General features: G+C 63.0%; 25 protein-coding genes. 20 read left to right on the plus strand and 5 right to left on the minus strand.

The window, feature by feature from the left end:
- Positions 1 to 30: 30 nt before the first annotated feature.
- On the plus strand, positions 31 to 816 hold the full coding sequence (locus F4827_RS06945) for an RNA methyltransferase (RefSeq protein WP_183723136.1): 786 nt from the start codon (positions 31 to 33) through the stop codon (positions 814 to 816).
- Positions 817 to 887: 71 nt separating this feature from the next.
- Here the strand turns inward: F4827_RS06945 and F4827_RS06950 are convergent, their stop codons facing one another.
- Positions 888 to 1,703, minus strand: a complete 816-nt coding sequence (locus tag F4827_RS06950; protein WP_183723138.1) for a pyruvate, water dikinase regulatory protein — start codon at positions 1,701 to 1,703, stop codon at positions 888 to 890.
- 412 nt (positions 1,704 to 2,115) lie between these two features.
- Between F4827_RS06950 and ppsA the strand changes: the two genes are divergently transcribed.
- The 3 genes from ppsA to F4827_RS06965 all read left to right on the plus strand — a co-directional run bounded on the left by ppsA (position 2,116) and on the right by F4827_RS06965 (position 6,098).
- Complete coding sequence (ppsA, locus tag F4827_RS06955; RefSeq protein ID WP_183723140.1) at positions 2,116 to 4,515, plus strand: phosphoenolpyruvate synthase; 2,400 nt, start codon at positions 2,116 to 2,118, stop codon at positions 4,513 to 4,515.
- A gap of 141 nt (positions 4,516 to 4,656) precedes the next feature.
- Positions 4,657 to 5,094, plus strand: coding sequence for an NfeD family protein (locus tag F4827_RS06960; protein ID WP_183723142.1), 438 nt, complete (start codon positions 4,657 to 4,659; stop codon positions 5,092 to 5,094).
- A gap of 47 nt (positions 5,095 to 5,141) precedes the next feature.
- Positions 5,142 to 6,098: an SPFH domain-containing protein gene (locus tag F4827_RS06965; RefSeq protein WP_183723144.1), complete on the plus strand. Its 957-nt coding sequence runs from the start codon at positions 5,142 to 5,144 to the stop codon at positions 6,096 to 6,098.
- Between the two features lie 76 nt (positions 6,099 to 6,174).
- Here F4827_RS06965 and smpB read toward each other — a convergent pair whose 3' ends face one another.
- The gene (gene smpB, locus F4827_RS06970) at positions 6,175 to 6,621 is read right to left on the minus strand and encodes an SsrA-binding protein SmpB (RefSeq protein ID WP_183723146.1); all 447 of its coding nucleotides are present in this window, start codon (positions 6,619 to 6,621) and stop codon (positions 6,175 to 6,177) included.
- A gap of 104 nt (positions 6,622 to 6,725) precedes the next feature.
- On the opposite strand from smpB, the gene F4827_RS06975 reads away from it, so the two are divergent.
- Both F4827_RS06975 and F4827_RS06980 read left to right on the plus strand, forming a co-directional pair.
- Positions 6,726 to 7,163: a type II toxin-antitoxin system RatA family toxin gene (locus F4827_RS06975; protein WP_027814808.1), complete on the plus strand. Its 438-nt coding sequence runs from the start codon at positions 6,726 to 6,728 to the stop codon at positions 7,161 to 7,163.
- A 2-nt stretch (positions 7,164 to 7,165) separates the two neighbouring features.
- Positions 7,166 to 7,513 (plus strand): RnfH family protein, encoded by a 348-nt coding sequence (locus F4827_RS06980; RefSeq protein WP_183723148.1) that lies wholly within the window; start codon positions 7,166 to 7,168, stop codon positions 7,511 to 7,513.
- Between the two features lie 30 nt (positions 7,514 to 7,543).
- Here F4827_RS06980 and F4827_RS06985 read toward each other — a convergent pair whose 3' ends face one another.
- Entirely contained in the window at positions 7,544 to 8,593 is a 1,050-nt protein-coding gene (locus tag F4827_RS06985) for a DMT family transporter (RefSeq protein WP_183723408.1), read from the minus strand.
- Positions 8,594 to 8,877: 284 nt separating this feature from the next.
- On the opposite strand from F4827_RS06985, the gene guaB reads away from it, so the two are divergent.
- The 3 genes from guaB to guaA all read left to right on the plus strand — a co-directional run bounded on the left by guaB (position 8,878) and on the right by guaA (position 12,817).
- The gene (gene guaB / locus F4827_RS06990; protein ID WP_183723150.1) at positions 8,878 to 10,338 is read left to right on the plus strand and encodes an IMP dehydrogenase; all 1,461 of its coding nucleotides are present in this window, start codon (positions 8,878 to 8,880) and stop codon (positions 10,336 to 10,338) included.
- Positions 10,339 to 10,344: 6 nt separating this feature from the next.
- Positions 10,345 to 11,034 (plus strand): hypothetical protein, encoded by a 690-nt coding sequence (locus F4827_RS06995; RefSeq protein ID WP_183723152.1) that lies wholly within the window; start codon positions 10,345 to 10,347, stop codon positions 11,032 to 11,034.
- A gap of 199 nt (positions 11,035 to 11,233) precedes the next feature.
- The gene (gene guaA, locus F4827_RS07000) at positions 11,234 to 12,817 is read left to right on the plus strand and encodes a glutamine-hydrolyzing GMP synthase (RefSeq protein ID WP_183723154.1); all 1,584 of its coding nucleotides are present in this window, start codon (positions 11,234 to 11,236) and stop codon (positions 12,815 to 12,817) included.
- A 253-nt stretch (positions 12,818 to 13,070) separates the two neighbouring features.
- On the opposite strand, the gene F4827_RS07005 is transcribed toward guaA, so the two are convergent.
- Entirely contained in the window at positions 13,071 to 13,544 is a 474-nt protein-coding gene (locus tag F4827_RS07005; RefSeq protein ID WP_167055793.1) for an Lrp/AsnC family transcriptional regulator, read from the minus strand.
- 254 nt (positions 13,545 to 13,798) lie between these two features.
- Between F4827_RS07005 and F4827_RS07010 the strand changes: the two genes are divergently transcribed.
- Together F4827_RS07010 and F4827_RS07015 are read left to right on the plus strand one after the other, a co-directional pair.
- Entirely contained in the window at positions 13,799 to 15,214 is a 1,416-nt protein-coding gene (locus tag F4827_RS07010; protein WP_183723156.1) for an amino acid permease, read from the plus strand.
- Between the two features lie 105 nt (positions 15,215 to 15,319).
- Complete coding sequence (locus F4827_RS07015) at positions 15,320 to 16,516, plus strand: amino acid aminotransferase (protein ID WP_183723158.1); 1,197 nt, start codon at positions 15,320 to 15,322, stop codon at positions 16,514 to 16,516.
- Positions 16,517 to 16,569: 53 nt separating this feature from the next.
- On the opposite strand, the gene F4827_RS07020 is transcribed toward F4827_RS07015, so the two are convergent.
- Complete coding sequence (locus tag F4827_RS07020) at positions 16,570 to 16,809, minus strand: hypothetical protein (RefSeq protein WP_183723419.1); 240 nt, start codon at positions 16,807 to 16,809, stop codon at positions 16,570 to 16,572.
- 212 nt (positions 16,810 to 17,021) lie between these two features.
- Here F4827_RS07020 and F4827_RS07025 point away from each other — a divergent pair, with 212 nt between their 5' ends.
- From F4827_RS07025 to alc, 9 genes are all read left to right on the plus strand, one after another.
- Positions 17,022 to 17,429, plus strand: coding sequence for a DnaJ family domain-containing protein (locus F4827_RS07025; protein ID WP_183723160.1), 408 nt, complete (start codon positions 17,022 to 17,024; stop codon positions 17,427 to 17,429).
- Between the two features lie 5 nt (positions 17,430 to 17,434).
- Positions 17,435 to 18,058, plus strand: coding sequence for a tRNA adenosine(34) deaminase TadA (gene tadA / locus F4827_RS07030; protein WP_183723162.1), 624 nt, complete (start codon positions 17,435 to 17,437; stop codon positions 18,056 to 18,058).
- A 65-nt stretch (positions 18,059 to 18,123) separates the two neighbouring features.
- Positions 18,124 to 19,050 (plus strand): muramoyltetrapeptide carboxypeptidase, encoded by a 927-nt coding sequence (gene ldcA, locus F4827_RS07035; protein WP_183723164.1) that lies wholly within the window; start codon positions 18,124 to 18,126, stop codon positions 19,048 to 19,050.
- Between the two features lie 319 nt (positions 19,051 to 19,369).
- Positions 19,370 to 20,104 (plus strand): GntR family transcriptional regulator, encoded by a 735-nt coding sequence (locus tag F4827_RS07040; RefSeq protein ID WP_183723166.1) that lies wholly within the window; start codon positions 19,370 to 19,372, stop codon positions 20,102 to 20,104.
- Between the two features lie 271 nt (positions 20,105 to 20,375).
- Complete coding sequence (locus tag F4827_RS07045; protein WP_183723168.1) at positions 20,376 to 21,890, plus strand: NCS1 family nucleobase:cation symporter-1; 1,515 nt, start codon at positions 20,376 to 20,378, stop codon at positions 21,888 to 21,890.
- A 39-nt stretch (positions 21,891 to 21,929) separates the two neighbouring features.
- A complete protein-coding gene (locus F4827_RS07050) occupies positions 21,930 to 22,718 on the plus strand; it encodes an aspartate/glutamate racemase family protein (RefSeq protein WP_183723170.1) in 789 nt (262 codons plus the stop codon).
- A 309-nt stretch (positions 22,719 to 23,027) separates the two neighbouring features.
- Positions 23,028 to 23,987: an allantoinase PuuE gene (puuE, locus tag F4827_RS07055; RefSeq protein WP_183723172.1), complete on the plus strand. Its 960-nt coding sequence runs from the start codon at positions 23,028 to 23,030 to the stop codon at positions 23,985 to 23,987.
- A complete protein-coding gene (gene uraD / locus F4827_RS07060; protein WP_183723174.1) occupies positions 23,984 to 24,505 on the plus strand; it encodes a 2-oxo-4-hydroxy-4-carboxy-5-ureidoimidazoline decarboxylase in 522 nt (173 codons plus the stop codon). Before puuE ends, uraD begins: the two co-directional genes overlap by 4 nt.
- 81 nt (positions 24,506 to 24,586) lie before the next feature.
- Positions 24,587 to 25,597, plus strand: coding sequence for an allantoicase (gene alc, locus F4827_RS07065; RefSeq protein WP_183723177.1), 1,011 nt, complete (start codon positions 24,587 to 24,589; stop codon positions 25,595 to 25,597).
- Positions 25,598 to 25,613 lie beyond the last annotated feature (16 nt).

Genomic DNA, 25,613 nt, shown 5'->3' on the forward strand with positions numbered 1-25,613 from the left:
CGATCAACATTCGATTCGCCAGGCCTGCCCGTGAAAGCCATTACCTCGCGCGACAATCCGCTCTACAAGCGCCTCAAGGCGCTGGCCGGCTCGACGCATCAACAGCGGCGTGCCCATCAGGCCCTGCTCGAAGGGTTCCACCTCGCGAGCGCCTGGCTCGATGGCGGCGCGCAGCCGGAATATTGCGTCGTCACTGAAGGCGCACTCGGCCACGAAGAGGCGCAGGATATCGTCGCGCGCGTCGACGAGCGCCGCGTCATTACATTGCCCGATGCCTTGTTCGGCCAGCTATCCAACGTCGTGCACGGCGCGGGCATGTTGCTGCTCGTCGATATGCCCGAGGCGAGCCTGCCGCAGCGCGTCGACTCGACCTGTATCGTGCTGGACGGTCTGCAGGACGCAGGCAATGTCGGCTCGATCCTGCGCAGCGCGGCGGCGGCCGGCATCGAACGGGTGTTCTGCACGCCGGGCACGGCTTACGCGTGGTCGTCCAAGGTGCTGCGCTCGGCGATGGGCGCGCATTTTCTGCTGAAGGTCTACGAGAACGTCGAGCCGCAGGCGCTGATCGACATGCTCGGCGTGCCGGTCGTCATCACCGATTCGCACGGCGCAAAGGCCATCGACGAAGCCGATCTGACGGGGCAGGTCGCCTGGGTATTCGGTAACGAAGGCGCGGGCGTATCGCAGGTGTGGCGCGACGCGGCGGCGCTGCGCGTGACGATTCCGCAGCCGGGCGGCATGGAGTCGCTCAATGTAGCGGCGGCGGCGGCGGTGTGCGTGTTCGAGCAATGCCGGCAGCAGCGTCACGCACGTTGACCTGACGCGCCGCGTAAAGCAAAAAGGCCTGCGAATGAACAATCGCAGGCCTTTTTTGTTGCAAACCGCGATTAGTACGCGGGTTTGTCGATGCGGATCTCTTGCAGGATCGTCGTGGCGATTTCCTCGATCGACTTGTGCGTCGACGAGAGCCACTTGATGCCTTCGCGGCGCATCATCGCTTCGGCTTCGTTGACCTCGTAGCGACAGTTTTCCAGCGCCGCATACTTGCTGCCGGGACGCCGTTCGTTACGGATCTCCGTCAGACGCTGCGGATCGATCGACAGCCCGAAAATCTTCGAGCGGTGCGGCAGCAGCGAAGTTGGCAACTTGCCGCGTTCGAAATCGTCCGGAATCAGCGGATAGTTCGCCGCCTTCACGCCGTATTGCATCGCCAGATACAGGCTGGTCGGCGTTTTGCCGCTGCGCGACACGCCCACCAGGATCACGTCGGCGTCGGCGAGATTGCGGTCGGACTGGCCGTCGTCGTGCGCGAGCGAGAAGTTGATCGCCTCGATACGATTCTTGTATTCGTCCGTGTCCGCGTTCTGGTGGCCGCGGCCCATGGCGTGGCTCGACTTCAGCTCCAGTTCCTGCTCCAGCGGTTCCACAAAGGTCTGGAACATGTCGAGCACGAGCGCGTTCGCGCGTTTGACGATCTCGTTCGAGCTGCTGTCCACCAGCGTCGTGAAGACGATCGGGCGACGGCCTTCCTGTACCGCGGCTTCGTTGATCTTTTCGGCGGTGGCATAAGCCTTGTCCGAAGAATCGACGAAGGGCACGCGCACAAGGCGGAATTTCTGGTCGAACTGCGACAGGATCGAATGCGCGAACGTTTCGGCAGTGATCCCGGTACCGTCGGAGACGATGAATACGGTAGGCGGCATCGGTTGAGGCTGGGTACGTGAGCTGCTGGTGCGCTCGTGACGGGTTGGAAAGCCCGGTAGGCGCTGGGCGGACCGCTGTGGGACGATTCCGGCGCGCGTTTCTCGCCGACTGACACATTTTCCGTAGTCGGCACGGTAGAATAGCGGCAACCTGTTGGATAAGCAATTGCAGTGCAACCGCGCCAAAGCGGAGTCCATCGTGGCTCAAACTGGCGTCAACTTGCAGCGATTCTGTATAACTTCCTGCAATCGCGCGCATCTCCCTGCTTTTCCTCAAGCCTGCTCCAGCCCCATGGAGCCTCGGCGATTGCTTCTCCAACAGGTTGCGCAAGACGCGAAATCGCCCCAATGGGTGACTCGCGTTCGAGCCCACTTGCGCAGCCGTGAATTTTTTTCACACTTAGGGGCTTGTATGACTAACACCGTTGCCAAGGATCAGGCTTATGTAGTGCCTTTCGAGCAGTTGCGGATGACCGACGTTGAGATCGTGGGCGGCAAGAACGCCTCGCTCGGCGAAATGATCAGCCAGCTGGCTGAAGCCGGCGTGCGCGTGCCCACGGGCTTCGCCACGACTGCGCTCGCCTTCCGCGACTTCCTGAAGCACAACAACCTGACCGAACGGATCGCCGCTCGTCTGGAAACGCTCGACGTCGACGATGTCAAGGCGCTGGCTGAGGCCGGCAAGGAAATCCGTCAGTGGATCGTCGATGCGCCGCTGCAGCCGAAGCTGGAAGCGGACATCCGCGCCGGCTTCGACACGCTGCAGGCCGGCTCGCCGTCCGAGCTGTCGTTTGCCGTGCGCTCGTCGGCAACGGCAGAAGATCTGCCCGATGCATCGTTCGCCGGTCAACAGGAAAGCTACCTGAACGTGGTGGGCGTCGAAGACGTGCTCGACCGCCTCAAGCACGTGTTCGCGTCGCTCTACAACGACCGCGCCATTTCCTATCGCGTCCACAAGGGTTTCACTCACGCTGAAGTCGCGCTGTCGGCTGGCGTGCAGCGTATGGTCCGCTCGGACCGAGGCGCAGCCGGCGTGATGTTCACGCTGGACACGGAATCGGGCTTCAAGGACGCCGTTTTCGTCACGTCGAGCTACGGTCTCGGTGAAACCGTGGTGCAGGGCGCCGTGAATCCGGACGAGTTCTACGTCTTCAAGACCACGCTCGCACAAGGCAAGGCGCCGATCATCCGCCGCTCGATCGGCTCGAAGCTCATCAAGATGGAATTCACGCAGCCGGGCGAGCCGGGCCGCGTGAAGACGGTCGACGTTTCGCACGAGCAGCGCAACCGCTTCTCGATCACCGATGAAGACGTGATCGAATTGGCCAAGTACGCCGTCATCATCGAAAAGCACTATCAGCGTCCGATGGACATCGAGTGGGGCAAGGATGGCCTCGACGGCAAGATCTTCATTCTCCAGGCGCGTCCGGAGACGGTGAAGAGCCAGGCCGGCGGCAAAGCCGAGCAGCGCTTCAAGCTCAAGGGCCAGTCGCAGGTGCTCGCAACGGGTCGCGCCATCGGCCAGAAGATCGGCGCGGGCCGCGTGAAGGTGATTCACGACCCGTCCGAAATGGAACGCGTGCAGCCGGGCGACGTGCTGGTTGCCGACATGACCGACCCGAACTGGGAGCCGGTGATGAAGCGCGCAGCGGCGATCGTCACGAACCGTGGCGGCCGCACCTGCCACGCGGCGATCATCGCGCGTGAGCTGGGCGTGCCGGCCGTGGTGGGCTGCGGCGACGCAACCGACGTGCTGAAGGACGGCGCGCTGGTGACGGTTTCGTGCGCGGAAGGCGACGAAGGCCGCATCTATGACGGTCTGCTGGAAACCGAAGTGAGCGAAGTCCAGCGTGGCGAGCTGCCGGCTATTCCGGTCAAGATCATGATGAACGTCGGCAATCCGCAACTCGCGTTCGACTTCTCGCAGTTGCCGAACGCCGGTGTGGGTCTCGCGCGTCTCGAATTCATCATCAACAACAACATCGGCGTTCACCCGAAGGCGATCCTCGAATATCCGAACATCGACGCGGACCTGAAGAAGGCGGTCGAGAGCGTGGCGCGCGGTCATGCGTCGCCGCGTGCGTTCTACGTCGACAAGCTCACGGAAGGCATCGCCACGATCGGCGCGGCGTTCTATCCGAAGCCCGTCATCGTGCGTATGTCGGACTTCAAGTCGAACGAGTACAAGAAGCTGATCGGCGGTTCGCGCTACGAGCCGGACGAAGAAAACCCGATGCTGGGCTTCCGCGGCGCATCGCGTTACATCGCCGACGACTTCGCGCAGGCGTTCGAAATGGAGTGCCTGGCGCTCAAGCGCGTGCGTGAAGAGATGGGTCTCACGAACGTCGAGATCATGGTGCCGTTCGTGCGTACGCTCAAGCAGGCAGAGCGCGTGGTCGCGCTGCTGGCGAAGTACGGTCTGAAGCGCGGCGAAAACGGCCTGCGCCTGATCATGATGTGCGAAGTGCCGACCAACGCGATTCTGGCCGAAGAGTTCCTGCAGTACTTCGACGGTTTCTCGATCGGCTCGAACGACCTCACGCAGCTCACGCTCGGCCTCGACCGGGATTCGGGCATGGAACTGCTCGCCGCCGACTTCGACGAACGCGATCCGGCCGTCAAGTTCCTGCTCAAGCGCGCGATCGAAACCTGCCTTCGCCTGAACAAGTACGTCGGCATCTGCGGTCAAGGGCCGTCCGATCATCCGGACTTCGCTCAATGGCTCGCGGAAGAAGGCATCGCGTCGATCTCGCTGAACCCCGACACGGTGGTCGAAACGTGGCAGGCGCTGGCGAAGGCGCAAGCGAAGTGAGCGTGAAGTAAGCGCGAAATAGCCGCCGCGCACGAGGCTTGATGCAGCTTGCATTGCGCGCTCGCACGCGGCGGAAATGAGTGTCAGCTTCGTGCTATAACACCCCGGTCTATCCGGGGTGTTTTACTTTGGGAGGTCGCTGTGGGTCCGCATGGTTTGTTCTGGTGGATCGGCGCGGGCGTGCTGATCGTGGCCGAGCTGATGACCGGCACCTTCTATCTGCTGATGATCGCGCTGGGCTTTCTGGCTGGCGCGCTCGCGTTCGAGTTGGGCGCGCCGCTCGACGCGCAGTTCGCGATCGCCGCGCTGGTGGCGCTGGTAGCCGTGATCGCGCTGCGGCGCTCGCGCTTCGGACGCAAGCGCCGCATGGTCGATGCATCGAGCGACCCCGGCGTGAATCTCGATATTGGCTCCACGCTCACGGTGGCCGCTTGGCATGAAGGCCGCGCGCGCACCATGTATCGCGGCGCCGAATGGGACGTCGAACTCGCGCCCGGCGAGCCCGAAGACGCCCACCTCTATCAGATCAAGGCCGTACGCGGCAGTTGCCTTATCGTGGCGGGCGCGCATCACGCGTAAGTCGCATCAACGTTCCAGAGCGGTCGAATCAAAACAAGGGGAAGCGCATGCAAGTACCAGTTGTCGGGCTGATTCTGCTCGTGATCGTCATCGTCTTGATCTCGAAGACCGTCAAGATCGTGCCGCAGCAGCATGCGTGGGTGCTGGAGCGGCTGGGCCGCTATCACGGCACGCTCACGCCGGGGCTCACGATCGTTCTGCCGTTCATCGACCGCGTGGCCTACAAGCACGTGCTCAAGGAAATCCCGCTCGACGTGCCCAGCCAGATCTGTATCACGCGCGACAACACGCAGCTGCAGGTGGACGGCGTGTTGTACTTCCAGGTGACGGATCCGATGAAGGCGTCATATGGATCGAGCAACTTCGTGTTCGCAATCACGCAGCTCTCGCAGACCACGCTGCGCTCGGTGATCGGCAAGCTCGAACTCGACAAGACCTTTGAGGAGCGCGATTTCATCAACCATAGCGTGGTGTCGTCGCTCGACGAAGCGGCGTCGAACTGGGGCGTGAAGGTGCTGCGCTACGAGATCAAGGATCTGACGCCGCCGAAGGAAATTCTTCACGCGATGCAGGCGCAGATCACGGCCGAGCGCGAGAAGCGCGCGCTGATCGCGGCCTCGGAAGGGCGCAAGCAGGAGCAGATCAACCTCGCGGCGGGCGCGCGCGAAGCGGCGATCCAGAAGTCGGAAGGCGAGAGGCAGGCCGCGATCAACCAGGCGCAGGGCCAGGCGGCGGCGATTCTGGCGGTGGCGGAGGCCAACGCTCAAGCGATCCAGAAGATCGGCAATTCGATCCAGGCGCAGGGTGGCATGGATGCGGTGAACCTGAAGGTCGCCGAGCAATACGTGACAGCCTTCGGCAACCTGGCGAAGCAGGGTAATACATTGATCGTGCCGGGCAATATGAGCGATCTGAGCTCGATGATTGCTTCGGCGCTGACGATCGTGAACCGCACAGGCATGAAGGAGACCCAGATGAGCCGCGATTCGTCCAAGGGCGTCTGAGCGCGTTCTCTGGCGTTTCAGAAGTGCCAGATCGACAAAAGGGCGGCCCGGGCCGCCCTTTGTCATGCCTGCGCGCTCAAGTGGGATTGCGCATCAGGCGCGCCTTCTCTCGCTGCCAGTCGCGCTGCTTCTCGGTTTCGCGCTTGTCATGCAGCTTCTTGCCCTTGGCAAGGCCGATTTCGCACTTCACGCGACCGCCCTTGTAGTGGAAGTTCAGCGGCACCAGCGTGAAACCGCGCTGCTCGACCTTGCCGATCAGCTTGTCGATTTCCTCGCGGTGCAGCAGCAGCTTGCGGGTGCGCGTGGCGTCCGGATGGATGTGCGTCGAGGCTTCCGGCAGCGGGCTGATGTGCGTGCCGATCAGGAACAGCTCGCCATCCTTGATGATGACGTAGGCTTCCTTGATGTTGGCTCGCCCGGCGCGCATGGCCTTGACCTCCCATCCTTCGAGCACGAGCCCCGCCTCGTGGCGCTCTTCGATGAAGTAATCGAAGAAGGCTTTTCTGTTGTCGATGATGCTCATAGGAAAATGGGAAACGCCCAACTCGTTTAAAATTACGATTTTAGCAAAGCGGGCCAGCGAAAGCCCGCTGCGCCTCTTCACCCTTGCATCGCATTGCGCAATTTATGGCGGATGTCCAGAAAACCGTGTTGATTCGCCATTCGGCGGAACAGATGTTCGACCTCGTCACCGACGTCGACGACTATCCCAACTTCCTGCCTTGGTGCGGCGGCGTCGAGGTTCGCCGCAAGGACGAAACCGGTATGGAGGCGAAGATCGATATCAACTTCAAGGGCATCAAGCAGCACTTCGCCACGCGTAACGTGCAGAAGCGCCCCGAACGTATCGATATGGAGTTCACCGACGGCCCTTTCAAGAAGTTCACCGGGTCGTGGCGCTTCACGCCGCTGCGCGCGGACGCCTGCAAGATCGAGTTCGCGCTGCACTACGAGTTTTCTAACATCATTCTCGAAAAGATCATCGGGCCGGTGTTTCATCACATCGCGAACACGTTTGTAGATTCTTTCGTGAAACGCGCCGATCAGCGTTACGGCAAGGCCTGACCATGAGCGCGAATCTGTCCTCCAGCAGCCTGTCCATCGAAGTCTGCTACGCGTTGCCCGATGTGCAGACGGTCATCGACGTGCAGTTGCCGGCCGGTTCCACGGTGCAGCAGGCCATCGACGCCAGCGGCATATTGACGCGTCATCCCGAGATCGATCTGACGAAACTGAAGGTGGGCGTGTATGGCAAGCTCAAGCCGCTCGACGCCGGACTCGCCGATCACGACCGGGTGGAGATCTACCGGCCGCTGGTTGTGGACCCCAAGCTCGCACGCCAGCGCCGCGTCGACAAAACCCGCAAGGCGGGTTCGATCGAGGGGCGCAAGTGGCAGAACAAGGATTCGCGCTGAGCTTGCGCTAATCAGTGCTCAATTACGCAGTCAGTTCGCTGCGCGGCGCCGCTCGGCGCCGTTTTCGTTGCGATGGATCTTCTGCGCTTGCCCGATGCCGGGAAGATCGCCTTGCGGCACGATGCCGTCGCCGTGCATCGTGTCCTCGGGACCGCCCGCATGCTGGCGCACCGACCAGCTCACCCCCACCACCAGCAGCACGATGGCCGCGATCTCCAGCCCGCGCGGCAGACGATGGTCGTACACGAAGCCGTAGAGCAGGGCGAACAGCGTTTCGAACACGATCATCTGACCGGATAGCGTGAGCGGCAGCCGCTTGGCGGCGGCGTTCCACAGACCGTTGCCGAGCCACGACGCGCCAATCGCCAGCACCAGATTGAGTTGCCAGAAGGTGGTCCAGCGCCCGTCGGCGACCGTCTCCTGCGCGGTGCCCGCCGGCAGCACGAGAATCACGAGCCACAGCAGCCCGCCGAGCGCGCCCGTCACCACGCCCCACAACACTGACCATTCGTTGCCGCTGAAATGTGCATTGCGCTGCAGATAGCGCGAGTTCTCCACGGCGAACCACGTCCAGCACATCAGCGCGCCGACTGCGCAGCCAATCCCCGCGATCTTGGTGAACGTGCCCGCGGAGTCGCCCGCGCTGGCGGACGCCGTAAATACATCGACGTTGATGCACACGATACCTGCCGCGATCAGCGCGAGCGGCCAGACCAGCTTCGAGAGGGGCACCGCGCCATGATCCGCGCGCCCGAGCAGCGTGACCGTCACGGGCAGCACGCCGACGATCAGCGACGCCGGCGCGATGCCCACGAGGTGAATCGCGCTGGCCAGAAACAGGTAGTAGAGCAGGTTGCCCATCAGCGCCAGCTTCACGAGTGCGACAAGGTCTTCACGCGTGAGGCGCGGCCAGACGCGCTTGAGCATCGGCAGCAGGGCAGCCAGCGATATCAGCCCGTACATCACGTAGCGTCCGGCGCTCAGGAGCAGGGGCGAAAATTCCGCCAGTTGCCGGGGCACCAAGAACACCGTTCCCCATAACGCTCCGGCGAGCACGCCGTACAACACACCACGCTGCATTTCCATTGCCTCCGCAAATCAGTGATACCCATTCAGTGGCACGCAGCTTAACCGCGACAATGCGCAGGCGTCTTGTTCAATTCTGCACGGCGCGCTTTCACGGAGCATCGCCCGATCCTTGCGAAATGAATAGAAATTCGGGTCGGAAACCGGGGCCTGGCGTGCCTTCCCGGTGGCCTCCGGAATTCAAAAAAATCCCGAAATCGGCGCTAAGCTACTGTACGCACTGATGATTTCCAGGGCGCTATCCCGTATAATCTGCTTTTGCGCCTATAGGATTTGCCATGCGTCTGATCCAGAAAGCACTCACGTTCGATGACGTGCTCCTCGTTCCCGCCTTTTCCGACGTTCTCCCGCGCGACACCAGCCTGAAGACCCGGCTGACCCGCAACATCTCCCTGAACATTCCGCTCGTCTCGGCCGCGATGGACACCGTCACGGAAGGGCGTCTTGCTATCGCCATGGCGCAGCAAGGCGGCGTCGGTATCGTCCACAAGAACCTCACGCCGGCCGAACAGGCGCGTGAAGTCGCAAAGGTGAAGCGTTTCGAGTCGGGCGTCGTGCGCGATCCGATCACCGTGCCGCCGCAGATGAAGGTCGCGGACGTCATTGCGCTGTCCCAGCAACATGGCATCTCGGGCTTCCCGGTCGTGGAAGGCGCGCAACTCGTCGGTATCGTCACGAACCGCGACCTGCGCTTCGAAACCCGTCTTGACGAGCCCGTGCGCTCGATCATGACGCCGCGCGAGCGCCTCGTCACCGTCAAGGAAGGCACGCCGCTGGCCGAAGCCAAATCGCTCATGCACAGCCACCGCCTCGAGCGCGTGCTGGTCGTCAACGACGCCTTCGAACTGCGCGGCCTGATGACCGTTAAGGACATCACCAAGCAGACCGAACACCCGGCCGCCTGTAAGGACGAACACGGCAAGCTGCGCGCAGGCGCGGCAGTCGGCGTCGGTGCGGACAACGAAGAGCGCGTCGAACTGCTGGTGCAGGCGGGCGTCGACGTCATCGTCGTCGATACGGCGCACGGCCACAGCAAGGGCGTGCTGGAGCGCGTTCGCTGGGTCAAGCAGAACTTCCCGCACGTTGAAGTCATCGGCGGCAATATCGCGACGGCGGACGCCGCGCGTGCGCTGGTCGAATACGGTGCGGACGGCGTGAAGGTCGGTATCGGCCCGGGTTCGATCTGCACGACGCGTATCGTCGCAGGCGTGGGCGTGCCGCAGATCACGGCGATCTCGAACGTCGCGGAAGCGCTCAAGGGCACCGGTGTGCCGTGCATCGCCGACGGCGGCGTGCGTTACTCGGGCGACGTCTCGAAGGCGCTGGCAGCCGGCGCGAACGCGGTGATGATGGGCAGCATGTTCGCAGGCACCGAAGAATCGCCGGGCGACGTGTTCCTGTTCCAGGGCCGCCAGTACAAGTCGTACCGCGGCATGGGTTCGGTCGGTGCGATGAAGGACGGCGCCGCTGACCGTTACTTCCAGGACAACTCGGCGAACATCGACAAGCTCGTGCCGGAAGGCATCGAAGGTCGCGTCGCGTACAAGGGCCCGATCAACGCGATCCTGTTCCAGATGATCGGCGGCGTGCGTGCCTCGATGGGCTACTGCGGTTGCCGCACGATCGACGAACTCCATGCGAAGGCAGAGTTCGTGCAGATCACGGGCGCCGGCCTGAACGAATCGCACGTCCATGACGTGCAGATCACCAAGGAAGCGCCCAACTACCACGTGGACTAAGCCTCGATGAAGCCGCTGCTGCGCGTAGTGCTGATTGTCGATGCGTTGATATTGCTGGGCTTCGGCGTGCTGTTTCTCCTCACGCCCTGGACCTTGCTCTACGACGCGTTGCAACTGGTGCAGGCGCAGCCGGCGCTCATCGGACAGGCGTTCGGTGTGGTGCTGGCCGGGTTTGCCTGGCTCGCGCTTCGTGCGGCCTTCGATGGCGCGCTGACTGCCACGGTCGGTCGCACGGCGGGACACGTCAACTGGATCGCCGGCGTGCTGATGCTGGTCTGGCTGATCGGTTTGCATAAGCCGCAGCTCACCGGATTCGGTCAGCTGGTGGCCGGTGCGGTGGCCGCCTGCCTCGTCATCATTGGATTGGGCGGCGCGCGTCTCGCCGGTCGCGTGAAGCTGCGCGACAAGGCGCTGGCGCTCGAGGCCGCTGCGCAGGAACGCGAAGCGCGCCTTGCCGTCAAGGCCAGGCGTGATGAGCCGGTGGTCTATTCGAAGCCGGTTTTCTCGCCTGCCTCGCATACCAGTCCCGAGCCGGGTGAGGTGCCGGTGGAGCGCGTCAAGCCTGCCGTGACGCCAGACACGACAGTGCAGGCACAGCAGGCAGCATCGGTTGAGCGAGCGGAGCAGGCCGGGCAAGCGCGCCGGGCCGCCCGTGACGAAGCGGCCGACGCGCAGCGGCCACCGCTGCGAGGTTGAGGTGGGGTGCGCGTCGACGCCAACCGTCAGACGCGACATCCGCCAGATTGCGCCCGAACCGCGTTGCACCGGCCCCCCCCCCGGTTTGCCGGGCTAAAGCGCAGGCGCCCAGGGCGCCGATGAATTCACGCCGCGCGCGAGCTTGAACGCCAGTGCGCGGCTTTCTGTATCCGTTCTTTTTTAGGTCTCGTCCGCTGCCATGCACGACAAAATCCTGATTCTCGACTTCGGTTCGCAAGTCACCCAGCTGATCGCGCGCCGTGTGCGCGAAGCCAACGTCTACTCCGAAATCCATCCGTACGACGTCGACGACGCGTTCATCCGCGAGTTCGCACCGAAGGGCATCATCCTTTCGGGCGGCCCGAACTCGGTGACCGAAACCGATACGCCGCGCGCGCCGCAAGCCGTGTTCGAGCTGGGCGTGCCGGTGCTCGGCATCTGCTACGGCATGCAGACGATGGCTGAACAGCTCGGCGGCAAGGTCGACGGCGGCCACCTGCGCGAATTCGGCTACGCCGAAGTGCGCGCGCGCAACCATACGAGCTTCCTCGACGGCATCGAAGATTTCCGTACGGCCGAAGGCCACGGCATGCTCAAGGTGTGGATGAGCCACGGCGACAAGGTCATCGAAATGCCGGCCGGCTTTCAGCTGATGGCATCGACCGAGTCGTGCCCGATCGCGGCCATGGCCGACGAAGCGCGCCACTTCTATGGCCTGCAATGGCACCCGGAAGTCACGCATACGGTGCAGGGCCGCGCGATGCTCGAACGCTTCGTGCTGGGCATCTGCGGTGCGAAGGCCGACTGGGAAATGGGTCACTACATCGACGAAGCCGTCGAAGCGATCCGCAAGCAGGTGGGCAATGAGCACGTCATCCTGGGTCTGTCGGGCGGCGTGGATTCGTCGGTGGCGGCGGCGCTGCTGCATCGCGCGATCGGCGACCAGCTGACCTGCGTGTTCGTCGATCACGGTCTGCTGCGTCTGAACGAAGCGGAACAAGTCATGTCGATGTTCGCGGACAACCTCGGCGTGAAGGTGATTCACGTCGACGCGAGCGAAGCGTTTATGTCGAAGCTGGCGGGCGTGACCGATCCGGAAGCCAAGCGCAAGATCATCGGCGCGGAATTCGTCGAAGTGTTTCAGACCGAAGCGGGCAAGCTGACAGACGCGAAGTGGCTGGCGCAAGGCACGATCTATCCGGATGTGATCGAATCGGCAGGCAAGGGCAAGAAGGGCGCGCACACGATCAAGAGCCACCACAACGTGGGCGGCCTGCCGGAAACGCTGAACCTCAAGCTGCTCGAACCGCTGCGCGAACTGTTCAAGGACGAAGTGCGCGAACTGGGCGTGAAGCTCGGCTTGCCGCACGAGATGGTGTATCGCCATCCGTTCCCGGGCCCGGGTCTGGGCGTGCGTATCCTCGGTGAAGTGAAGCGCGATTTTGCGGATCTGCTGCGCCGCGCGGACGCGATTTTCATCGAGACGCTGCGTAACACCATCGACAAGGAAACCGGCAAGTCGTGGTACGAACTGACGAGCCAGGCGTTCGCGGTGTTCCTGCCGGTGAAGAGCGTGGGCGTGATGGGCGATGGCCGCACGTATGAGTATGTCGTCGCGCTGCGCGCCGTGCAGACGCTGGACTTCATGACGGCGCACTGGGCGCATCTGCCGCATGAGCTGCTCGGCCATGTGTCGAACCGCATCATCAATGAAGTGCGCGGCATTAACCGTGTGGTCTACGACATTTCGGGCAAGCCGCCTGCGACAATCGAGTGGGAGTGATCAGGCGTTGCATGACGACTGATAGCACGTTGCAGTAAGACAAAAAGCTCGCGTTGATCGCGGGCTTTTTTCTTTAAGGGATCGTAGGGCTGTGGCATCGGGATTATCGGCGTGATGCGACTGCAATCAGTTCCATTTCCCGTCCAATTCAAGGTCCAAAACGCAATCATCCCTCATCCACGCCCCTCAAATGAGATAAAATTGCGTATCCGCATTGGACTTATCCCCAGCGAGCTGCTTCACCGCGCTCCGCTCACGCCTCCAACGGCATCGCGCTCGTCCCCTTGAGTTCATCGAGGCACACAATCGAATGCACGCTGCTGACGCCGGGCGCGCGCATGAGTGTGTCGAGCAGGAATTCGGATAGCGCCTTGAGATCGCGTGCCACCACTTTCAGTACGTAGTCGATATCGCCGGTCACGGAATAGCACTCCTGCACCTGCGGCAACTTCGCGACGAGTTCCTTGAACTTCACGAGTTCGCGCATGTGCCCGCGCTCCATCGTCACCTGAATGAACGCGACCACGCCAAAGCCCAGCGCCTGCGGGTCGAGGCGCGTCTCATAGCGCTTGATGACGCCTAGCTCCTCCAGCCGCCGATGACGCCGCAGCGTCTGCGCGGGCGAGAGCTTCACGGCTTCAGCGAGTTCGAGATTGGAGGCGCGTCCGTGTTGCTGCAGCGCGGCGAGCAGACGCAGATCGATGGGGTCGAGGGCGAGTGTTTGCACTTTTCTTGCTCGGAATTAGTTCAATGCGAAATGAAATTGTACCAATCAGGGTTTGCCTGCGTATCAGATGAAATCATATTTTTCCTCGCCGCCTATACACTGGGCGCACCTGACAGGGCTGACGGCCACACCCGGCGGTTCTGGGAGCGCGCCAGCGCATCAAGTTGCGTGCGCAATATTATTTCGCGCGACCGTGCTGGATAGCCAAACCGCTTTCCAGTCGGCGCATCGATAAAAAAGAAACAGGAAGAGACATGGTTTCCACTACTTCAGGTAAGTCCCCGGGCGAGCGCGACGACCAGAACGGTCATCTCAAGCGCGGGCTCAAGAATCGTCACATCCAGCTGATCGCGCTGGGCGGCGCAATCGGCACGGGTTTGTTCCTCGGCATCGCGCAGACGATCCAGACGGCCGGCCCCTCGGTGCTGCTCGGTTATGCGATTGCGGGCATCGTGGCGTTCTTCATCATGCGGCAGCTTGGCGAGATGGTGGTTGACGAGCCCGTCGCCGGTTCGTTCAGCTATTTCGCCGACAAATACTTCGGCCCGTTCGCAGGCTTTCTCTCCGGCTGGAACTACTGGGTGCTCTATGTGCTGGTCAGCATGGCGGAGCTGTCGGCAGTCGGCATCTACATGCATTACTGGTGGCCTAATCTGCCGACGTGGGTATCGGCGCTCGGCTTCTTCGTCGTCATCAACGGCATCAATCTGGCGAGCGTGAAGTCCTACGGCGAGCTGGAGTTCTGGTTCGCGATCATCAAGGTGCTGGCGATCGTCGGCATGATCGCTTTCGGCGGCTGGCTGCTGGTCTCGGGCAATGCGGGCCCGCAGGCCGGCATCTCGAACCTGTGGGCGCACGGCGGTTTCTTCCCGCACGGAGTCTCGGGCCTCGTGATGTCGATGGCGGTGGTGATGTTCTCGTTCGGCGGCCTGGAGCTGGTGGGCATTACCGCAGCGGAAGCCGACGATCCCTCGCACACCATCCCGCGCGCCACCAATCAGGTCATCTATCGCATCCTGATTTTCTACGTCGGTGCGTTGGGCGTACTGCTTTCGCTTTATCCGTGGGAAAAGGTCGTGAGCGGCGGCAGCCCGTTCGTGCTGATCTTCCACGCCATGAACAGCAACTTCGTGGCGCACGTGCTCAACGTGGTCGTGCTGACCGCCGCACTGTCCGTCTACAACAGCGGCGTGTATTGCAACAGCCGCATGCTTTACGGTCTGGCGCAGCAGGGCAATGCGCCCAAGGCGCTGCTCAAGGTGAATCGCCGCGGCATTCCGCTGACGGCGCTGGCGGTCACGGCGGTGGCGACGGCGGCCTGCGTGGTCATAAACTACTTCATGCCGGGCAAGGCGTTCGAACTGCTGATGGGCCTCGTGGTGTCGGCGCTCATCATCAACTGGGCGATGATCAGCCTGATTCACCTGAAGTTCCGCCGCGAGAAGGCGCGTCTGAACGAGCCGACGATCTTCCGCAGCCTGGGCTATCCGTTCACGAATTACCTGTGCCTTGTGTTCCTGGCGGGTATCCTCGTGGTGATGTACCTGATTCCGGATCTGCGCATCTCCGTATGGCTGATTCCGGTGTGGCTGTTGGTGCTGGCCGGCGCGTATCGCTTCTGGCGGCGCGGCGCGGCCCCGGCGCTGCATGGCGGCGTGCAGACGCGCTAGAGCCGCATGGGGCAGCAGGGCCCGCGGGCCCTTGCCCCTTGAACCCGCATCAGGCGCTTATCATCCGTATTCCAGCAACTTTCCCGTAACCGACAAGCTAAGGCCATGTTCGAACATATCGATGCCTATCCCGGCGACCCGATCCTCTCGCTTAACGAGAGCTTCCAGAAAGATCCGCGGCAGAACAAGGTCAATCTGAGCATTGGCATCTATTTTGACGACGAAGGCCGCCTGCCGGTCATGAAGGCGGTTCATGAAGCGGAAGCCGCGCTTCTGAACGAGCCGGGCGCCAAGCCCTATCTGCCGATGGCCGGTTTCGCCCAGTATCGCGATGCGGTCCAGACGCTGGTGTTCGGCGCGCAATGTCCGTCGCGCGGCGCAGGGCGTGTGGCCACGGTGCAGACGCTCGGCGGCTCGGGCGCGCTGAAAGTGGGCGCGGATTTCATCAAGCGCTATTTCCCGCAAAGCCAGGTGTGGGTGAGCGACCCGACGTGGGAAAACCATCGTTTCATCTTCGAGCGCGCGGGCTTCGAGGTGAACACCTACCCGTACTACGACGAAGCGACGGGTGGCCTGAAGTTCGACGCGATGCTCTCGGCGATCGACGCGCTGCCCGCGAAGAGCGTGGTGCTGCTGCATGCGTGCTGCCATAACCCCACCGGCGTGGATCTGGACGACGCCCAGTGGGTGCAACTGATCGACGTGCTGCAAAAGCGCGATCTGCTGCCGTTCGTCGATATGGCGTATCAGGGCTTTGGCGCAGGTCTGGACGCCGATGCATTCGCGGTGCGCGAACTCGGTCGTCGCGGCGTCCCGGCGCTGGTGGCGAATTCGTTCTCGAAGAACTTCTCGCTCTACGGTGAACGTTGCGGCGGTCTGCACGTGATCTGCGAAGACGCAGCCGCGGCCGACCGCGTGCTGGGCCAGCTGACGGGTGCGGTGCGCTCGAACTACAGCAATCCGCCGACGCACGGCGCAAAGCTGGTCACGCGCGTGCTGGGCACGCCCGCCCTGCGCCAATCGTGGGAGAGCGAGCTGGCGGCCATGTGCGAGCGTATCGCGCGCATGCGTGTGGCGATTCACGAGGGCCTGAAGGCGCACGTGAGCGGCGAGGCGCTGTCGCGGTACATCAAGCAACGCGGCATGTTCACGTACACGGGGTTGAGCGCGGCTCAGGTCGATCGCCTCAAGGAGAAGTTCGGCGTGTACATCCTGCGCTCGGGCCGTATGTGCGTGGCCGGTCTGAACGACAGGAACGTGAGCATCGTGGTCGATGCCGTGGGCAAGGTGCTCAAGGACTAAGCTGCGTCTGACCGTCTTGATGAAACAACGCCCGGCTATCCGGGCGTTTTCATTTAGAAGCGCATGCCCGTGCCGATTCCGCACACGCCCGATGCGCCGCCGCCACTGCCGCCTGCCGCGCCGCAGAAGACGCTGCATCCGGATAGTCCGATCAGACTGGCGAGCAGCAGTGCGCAAACTGCCCGTCGTGGATCAGGGAAACGGAAGAATGAAGAAGATTTCATCGTTGTCTGCGCAAGTAAGGGAAGGAGGTCCGCCTCGGCTTTTGCCGACGTCTGCTGGCGGCGAATCAAACGATTCGGACCTCCTTAACCCCGCCTCCGAGGCGCGCCTATCGGACGAATCCGGCTTTTCGGGCTGTTTTAGGGCGCCATTGCGCATGCGCCTCGCATCAATTGCTGCCGCTGTCAACGTGTAAGACCTCCACGTCGTCCACGTCAGACGAGCGCGGTCTTCCAGGTGTTCCCCTGATAGAATGCCGTGGCCGCAACGTAGTGGATTGCTGATGAAATTGCTTGATGCCCTCGTCGAACAACGGATTGCCGCCGCGGCTGCGCGTGGCGATCTCGATGGATTGCCTGGCGCCGGTGCGCCCCAGGAACTCGACGACGACCTCTTCGTGCCCGAAGAAGTGCGTGTTGCGAACCGCATTCTGAAGAATGCCGGCTTCGTGCCGCCCGCGGTCGAACAGCTTCGCGCCCTGCGCGATCTCGAAGAAGAACTCGCCAAGGTTGGCGACAAGGCCGCGCAGTGCCGTCTGCGCGCGCGTCTTCTCGCCCTCGATATGGCGCTCGAATCGCTGCGCGGCGGCCCAATGGTGGTGCCGCAGGAATATCGCCGCCGTATTGCCGAACGGCTGTCCGAGCGTGCCGCGAGCGCGCAGGGCTTCGCCGCGGGTGCCGCTTGGGTGTGAGCGCCATGACGCCATCCGGCGAAGCGCGCGCCGCACACGACGAGCACGACACGACCTCCCAGGCGCATGCGCCGCTGGCGGATAGCGCTGAATTGTCTTCTGTATCCGAACCCGATCCCATCACCGAACGCGACCGCCATTTCATGCGCCTCGCGCAGGCCGCCGCCGGCGAAGCGCGCGCAGCCGGCGAGGTGCCCGTCGGCGCGGTGCTGGTACGTGGCGACGAAGTCATCGCGACGGGTTTCAACCATCCGATTGGCGCGCACGACCCCTCCGCACACGCCGAAATGGCGGCGCTGCGCGCGGCCGGCGCCGCACTGGGTAACTACCGCTTGCCCGGCTGCGAACTTTATGTGACCCTGGAACCGTGCCTGATGTGCGCGGGCGCAATCATGCACGCGCGCATCTCGCGCGTTGTCTACGGCGCGCGCGACCCGAAGACGGGCGCGTGCGGCAGTGTCGTCGATGCCTTCTCGAACGGCCAGCTCAATCACCACACGAGCGTGCAGGGTGGGGTGCTGGAGAGCGAATGCGGCGATGCGCTGCGCGCGTTTTTCGCCGAGCGCCGCCGCGCCAGCCGCGAAGCACGCCGCGCCGCCGCCGATGCTGGCGGCGCCGACCCAACCTGACTCACACCGCCACGTCGCGCCGCCGCAGCCAGATGGCGCCCTGGTGGAATTCGAACTAGTCGAACATGGCCACCCATCGCACCATCGAACTGATTGCTCCGTCAGGCTGTCCCCACGATCCGGAAGCCGTCCATCGCGGCATCGCGCGGCTGCGCGCGCAGGGTCATCGCGTCGAGAATATCGAGGCGACCGAGCGCCGCTTTCAGCGCTTCGCAGGCACCGACGGTCAGCGCGCCGCCGAGCTGAACCGTCTCGCCGATCCCTCGCGCGCCTTGCCCGATATCGCGCTGGCGGTTCGCGGCGGCTACGGCGCGGTGCGCATTCTGCATGGACTCGATTACGACGGGCTGCAGAGGCGTCTTGCGGGTCAGCCTGTCGCTTTAGTCGGCCACAGCGACTTCACGGCGATCCAGCTCGCGCTCTACGCGCGCGCGGGATTGACGACCTTCGGCGGCCCGATGCTGTTGAGCGATTTCGGCGCGCCGGAGCTGAGCAGTTTCACGATGCAGCACTTCTGGCAGGCGCTCACGCAGCCGGAATTCACGCTCAAGGTGAAGGCGGCGCAGGCGCAGCACGCCGATGTTTCGGGGATGCTCTGGGGCGGCAATCTGGCCGTGCTGACGTCGCTGATCGGCACGCCGTACATGCCGCCGGCGGAGGGCGGCATTCTGTTTGTGGAAGACGTCAACGAACAGCCGTTCCGCGTCGAGCGGATGCTGTATCAGCTGCATCTCTCGGGGATCCTCGCACGCCAGAAGGCGCTGGTGCTCGGTGATTTTTCGGGCGGCAAGCCCTTCGACTACGACAACGGCTACGACCTGCATGCGGTGGTGGAGCAGGTGCGTGCGCTGGCGGGCATCCCGGTCATCACAGGCCTGCCGTTCGGCCATATCGCCGATATGGTGACGCTGCCGTTTGGCGGCGATGCGCAATTGAGCGCCAATGCGCACGGGTTCGAGCTTAACGTGAGAGGCTACCCGCATCTGGGTTGATTGCGCTCAGTTGGTTGCGCGCATTGTGTCAGCGCCTCCGGGCGCTGTTTTCAATCATTTATATGCAACTAACCGCCAAGTAAATTCGTTTCAGGACGATATTCCGGAAACGCTATCGCGCCAGATTGTTGACAAAAAATGGGCGATCCGAGGGCGTGCAAGCCCCATCGAAGTGCGCTATTCCCAATATTGACGCTCTTTTCACCGGAAGAATGCATCTGTCTGACCGGTCAGGCCAGGCATATTCACCAGGTTCGCCGATAAAATTGTTGACAATCTTTATGTCCAAACTAGCATAGCCAACATCAAGGTGACAGACATGGCCAAAGACGTGCAAACCGCTGAAACCGAAGCCGACGCGACCGGCACGAAGCCCGAAGCGATTGCCGCGCGCATCCGCGCTGCGATCCTTGAGCATCGTCTGCCGCCTGGCGCGAAGCTCACGGAAGCGCAGTTGTGCGAAGTCTTCGGTGTCAAGCGCGGACCGATCCGCCAGGCGCTCGCGCTGCTTGCCACGGATCACCTTGTGGATCTGGAGCCGAATCGGGGCGCGTTCGTCGCGAGTCCGTCGCTCCAGGAGGTGCATGAAGTGTTCGAGATGCGCCGCATCATCGAACTGGCGGTCGTGGAACGCGTGTGCAGCGCGCAGCACGGCACGCGGCGACTCAAGAGCATCGGCGAAACGATTCGCCGCGAGCGCAAGGCCTTCGAGGGCCGCGATTTCCCCGCGTGGATCCGCCTGTCGGGCGAGTTTCATACCGAACTGGCCGCGCTGACGGGCAACACCGTGTTGTGCGATTGCCTCAATGGGCTGGTCGCGCGTTCGACGCTGATTTCCGCGCTCTATGAATCGCCCGGACGAAGCCCGTGCTCGTTCGACGATCACGAAGCGATTCTCGTCGCGCTGGAAGCCGGGCAGACGCAGGAAGCTGCCGCGCTGATGGTGCGCCACCTGCAAGGCGTGGAGCTCAGGATGCTCGATCGGCCGACCGGCGCGTCGGTGGATCTACAGGATGTTTTTGGCATGCGCGACGCGGCGCCAGCAATGCGCTGAGGCGTGGCCGTGGGAACGTTGACGTTCCCGCCAGACGGAACTGCAGGACAACTGACTAATGCGAAGCGCGGCATCTGAAGCGCTTCAAACGGGGAAGGAATCGGGATAGCAGCAGTACGGCGAGCAGGGCGCCCCATCGGCGACCGTCGCAGTGTGCGCGCGATGCTATCCGCGCAGATATCGCGGCAGCTGCCATCGTGCGGCGCGGCGTGCGTTTCGAGGCGTTCAGGCGTCTTTCTTTCGTCGGCGTATCCATCCCAGGGAGCGGATCATGGCTCAGTTCAGCGCGTCACATGGCAGTCCAGCAGTGCCCACCTTCGACTCAGGCTCAGGCAACGAACCCGGCGACGGCATGCGAATGCCCGCCGGCTACAGCGAACGCCTCTATAACCACGACCTCGCGCCTCTCAAGGAACAGACCTGGGGCGCTTACAACATCTTCGCCTTCTGGATGTCGGACGTGCATAGCGTCGGCGGCTATGTATTCGCGGGCAGCCTGTTCGCGCTGGGCCTGACTAGCTGGCAGGTACTGGTGGCGCTGATCGTCGGCATTTCGATCGTCAACGTGCTGTGCAATCTGATCGCGCGCCCCAGCCAGCGCCACGGCGTGCCGTATCCGGTAGCGTGTCGCGGCACTTTTGGCGTGCTCGGCGCGAATGTGCCCGCCGTGATTCGCGGTCTGATCGCGGTGGCGTGGTACGGCATTCAAACTTTCCTTGCGTCGAGCGCGCTGGTGATCGTCGTGCTCAAGTTCTTCCCGCAATTAATGCCTTACGCCGACGTGCACAAACACGGCATGCTGGGTCTGTCGACCGTGGGCTGGGCCGGTTTCATGACGCTGTGGGTGCTGCAGGCCTTCGTGTTCTGGAACGGGATGGAGACCATCAAGAAGTTCATCGACTTCGCGGGTCCGGCCGTGTATGTGGTGATGTTTGCGCTTGCCGGTTACATGGTGTATCGCGCGGGTTGGCAAGACATTGGCCTCAATCTCGGCGGCGTGAAGTATCACGGCACGCAAGTGATCCCGGTGATGATTACGGCGATTTCGCTGGTGGTGTCGTATTTCTCGGGCCCGATGCTCAATTTCGGCGACTTCTCGCGCTACGGTAAAACGTTGCGCAGCGTGCATCGCGGCAACCTCTGGGGCTTGCCGGTCAACTTCCTCGCGTTCTCGCTGGTCACGGTGATCACGACCTCGGCCACGCTCCCTGTGTTCGGACAACTGATTACTGATCCGGTGGAAACCGTGAGCCGTATCGATCATCCGACCGCGGTGATTCTGGGTGCGCTGACCTTCACGATTGCGACCATCGGCATCAATATCGTCGCTAACTTCGTGTCGCCGGCGTTCGATTTTTCCAACGTCGCGCCGCGTCTGATCAGCTGGCGTGCGGGCGGCATGCTCGCCGCCGTGGCGTCGATCTTCATCACGCCGTGGAACCTCTTCAACAATCCGGCTGTGATTCACTACACGCTGGATGTGCTCGGCGCCTTCATCGGCCCTTTGTATGGTGTCCTGATCGTTGATTTCTACCTCGTGAAGCGCGGCCGTCTTGCGGTGGACGATCTTTATACGGTGTCGCCGAAGGGCGCGTACTGGTACAGCAATGGCGTGAACTGGCGTGCGGTGCTGGCGCTGCTGCCCGCTGCGGTAATCGCGATTCTCTGTGTGATGGTGCCGGCGCTGGGCAATGCGGCGAACTTCTCGTGGTTCATCGGCGCGGCGCTGGGTGCGTTGTTCTATCGCGTCTTGACGATGGGCGAACGTGCCCGCGCGCAAGTCTGAACGACCGCACACGAGCAAGCAACGAGCTAAGGAAAGGCCATGCGTATCAAATTGATCAACCCGAACACCACCCAACGTATGACAGCGGCGATGGGGCAGTGCGCGCGCGCCGTCGTCGCTTCGGGCACGGAAGTGGTGGCGGTGAGCCCGACGATGGGACCGCCCTCGATCGAAGGCTATTACGACGAGGCGCTCGCCACGCCCGGTCTGCTCGCCGAGGTGGAAGCGGGCGAGCGCGAGGGTTTTGACGGCTATGTGATCGCCTGCTTTGGCGACCCCGGTCTCTATGCCGCGCGCGAACTTGCCCGCGGACCGGTGATCGGCATCGCCGAGGCGGCCATGCACGCAGCGAGCGTGCTTGCGCCGGGCTTCTCGGTCGTCACCACGCTCTCGCGCACCAGGGCGATGGCGTGGCACCTGGCGGAGCGCTATGGCATGACGCGCTTCTGCCGCAACGTGCGGGCGATCGACGTGGCGGTGCTCGAACTCGACGAGCCCGGATCGGCGGCGCGCCGTGCGATTGTCGAGGAATGCCGCCGTGCGCTGGACGAGGATGGCGCGGACGCCATCGTGCTCGGCTGCGCGGGTATGACGAGCCTGTGCGCGCAGGTAGAGGATGCGTTAAGCGTGCCGGTGGTGGACGGCGTGACCGCCGCGGTGAAATGGGTCGAGGCGCTGGTCGCACTGCGGCTGATGACGGCCAAGCGAGGCGACTTCGCGCGGCCGCTGGCGAAGCGCTACGACGGCGAATTCGCCCATTTCAGCCCGTCCAGCACGGCAAGCGTGACCGAGACGCCGCCGCCCGTGCGGCCGCTGCGCTATGGGTAAGCGCGGGTAAGCGCGGGTAAACGCGTGTAAGCACGCAAACCAGGCAGACGATGCCGGGCCACCGCGCGCCCGGCACATACACCTCGCTTGACCCGTACTATCCGTCCTTGCGTATGGGCGCGCCCGAACGATTTCGCTACACTGGGCCGGTCCTCGAAGCAGACTGTCCGTATTCCTGCAAATCCTTGTGGCGCAAGGTTTTAACGCGGCGAAGGCAATTCGCTTCGAGTAGCTTTTCCCAGTTTTGCGTAGTTCCGCGCAGTTTCGCGTAGTTTCGCTTCGTCATCATCCTTCGACAGATTCGACAGCATGCCACTCGATCCCCATTATCCCCGCGATCTGATCGGCTACGGCCGCCATCCGGTGCAGGCCAACTGGCCAGGCCAGGCGCGCGTAGCGGTGCAATTCGTACTCAATTACGAAGAGGGCGGCGAAAACTGCGTGCTGCACGGCGATCCGGCCTCCGAGCAGTTCCTCTCCGAGATCGTCGGCGCCGCGGCCTATCCGGCGCGTCACATGAGCATGGAGTCGATCTACGAATACGGCTCGCGCGCCGGCGTATGGCGCATCCTGCGCGAGTTCGAAAAGCGCGGTCTGCCGCTCACGGTCTTTGGCGTGGGCATGGCGATCGAGCGCCATCCGGATCTGGGCCGTGCGTTCGTCGAACTGGGTCACGAGATTGCCTGCCACGGCTATCGCTGGATTCACTATCAGGATGCCACGCCCGAGCGCGAACTGGAGCATATGAAGCTCGGCATGGAAGCGATCGAGCGCGTGACGGGCCAGCGGCCGCTGGGCTGGTACACGGGCCGGGACAGCCCCAATACGCATCGTCTGGTGGCTGAATACGGCGGCTTCCTGTATGACTCCGATTACTACGGCGACGACCTGCCGTTCTGGATGGACGTCGAAGTGACGGGCGGCAAGACAGTCCCGCAACTGATCGTGCCGTACACGCTCGACACCAACGATATGCGCTTCGCCACGCCGCAAGGCTTCAACACGGCGGACCACTTCTTCACCTATCTGCGCGACGCGTTCGACGTGCTCTACGAAGAAGGCGACGAAGCGCCCAAGATGCTCTCGATCGGCATGCATTGCCGCCTGCTCGGCCGGCCAGGCCGCATGCGCGCGCTGCAGCGTTTCCTCGATCACATCGAAAAGCACGACCGCGTCTGGGTGACGCGCCGTGTCGATATCGCGCGTCACTGGCGCGAGCACCATCCCTATCAACCGCAACAAAACGACCACCGCGGGGCCGCCGCATGAAGGCAATGCACTACACCCTCGAACAGCTGAATACGGCATCGACCGACGCCTTCGTGGCGGCGCTCTCGGGCATCTTCGAACACTCACCCTGGGTCGCCGAGGCGGCGGCGCAACAGCGGCCCTACGCAAGCATCGACGCGCTACATGCAACGATGTCGGGCGTCGTTGAACGTTCGGGCGAGACGCAGAAGCTCGCGCTCATCAACGCCCACCCGGAGCTTGCAGGCAAGGCGGCGGTGCGCGGCGAACTCACGGTGGAGTCGACGCGCGAGCAAAGCGGTGCGGGCCTGAACCAGTGCACGCAGGAAGAATTCGACAAACTCCAGGCGCTCAATCGCGCCTATCGCGAGAAGTTCGGCTTTCCGTTCATTCTCGCGGTGCGCGGCTATGACCGCCACGGCATCATCGCGAATTTCGAATCGCGCGTGAACAATAATCGCGCCGACGAATTGCGCGCGAGCCTCGACCAGATTTACCGTATCGCGCGCTTCAGGCTGGAAGAACTGATCGACGCGTGACGTGGCGATGCGCTCCGGCATTGAGCAGCATGCATGCGCAGCGCCGTTTTAACCATAGAAAAGACACGAAGGAAGACAAAGATGGCACTCCCGACTCTCGACCCCAACGCACCTGACTTCACGCGCCGCTTCGTCAATCTCGCGGACCCGCGGCTAGGGGCGCAGGCGCTTGAGGCGAGCGACGACTTCTTCGCGCCGAAGGAGCGCATGCTCAATCCGGAGCCGGCTGTCTTTATCCCGGGCAAGTACGACGACCACGGCAAGTGGATGGACGGCTGGGAAACGCGCCGCAAGCGTAGCAACGGCTACGACTGGTGTGTCGTGAAGCTCGCGCGTCCGGGCGTCATCAAGGGCCTCGATCTCGATACGAGCCACTTCACGGGCAACTTCCCGCCGGCGGCTTCGGTGGAAGGCGCGTACGTGGTGGACGGCGCGCCGAACGCTTCGACGCAGTGGACCGAAATCGTTCCGTCGACCTCGCTCAACGGCAACAGCCACCACTATGTAGAAGTGACGAGCGAGAAGCCCTTCACGCATCTGCGCGTGAATATTTATCCGGACGGCGGCATCGCGCGCCTGCGCGTCTACGGTCAGCCGCAAGTCGACTGGCAAGGCGCAAGCCGCACGGAACTGTTCGACCTCGCCGCGATGGAGAACGGCGCATATCTCGTCGGCGCGAACAACCAGCACTTCGGTGTGGCTTCGACGCTGCTGATGCCGGGCCGCGGCGTGAACATGGGCGACGGCTGGGAAACGCGCCGCCGCCGCGAACCGGGCAACGACTGGGCGATCATCGCGCTGGCGCAGCCGGGCATCATCAAGAAGATCGAAGTCGATACGGCGCACTTCAAGGGCAACTATCCGGACCGCTGCTCGTTCCAGGCTGCCCGCGTGGTGGGCGGCACGGACAGCTCGCTGGTGACGCAGGCGATGTTCTGGCCGGTGCTGCTGGGCGAACAAAAGCTCCAGATGGACAAGCAGCACTACTACGAGAGCGAGATCGCATCGCTCGGCCCGGTCACGCACGTGCGCTTCAACATCTTCCCGGACGGCGGCGTGTCGCGCATTCGTCTGTGGGGCACGCTCGCTTGAGCGGCGGCATCGAGAC

Source organism: Paraburkholderia bannensis (assembly GCF_014200455.1).
Taxonomy (GTDB): domain Bacteria; phylum Pseudomonadota; class Gammaproteobacteria; order Burkholderiales; family Burkholderiaceae; genus Paraburkholderia; species Paraburkholderia bannensis_A.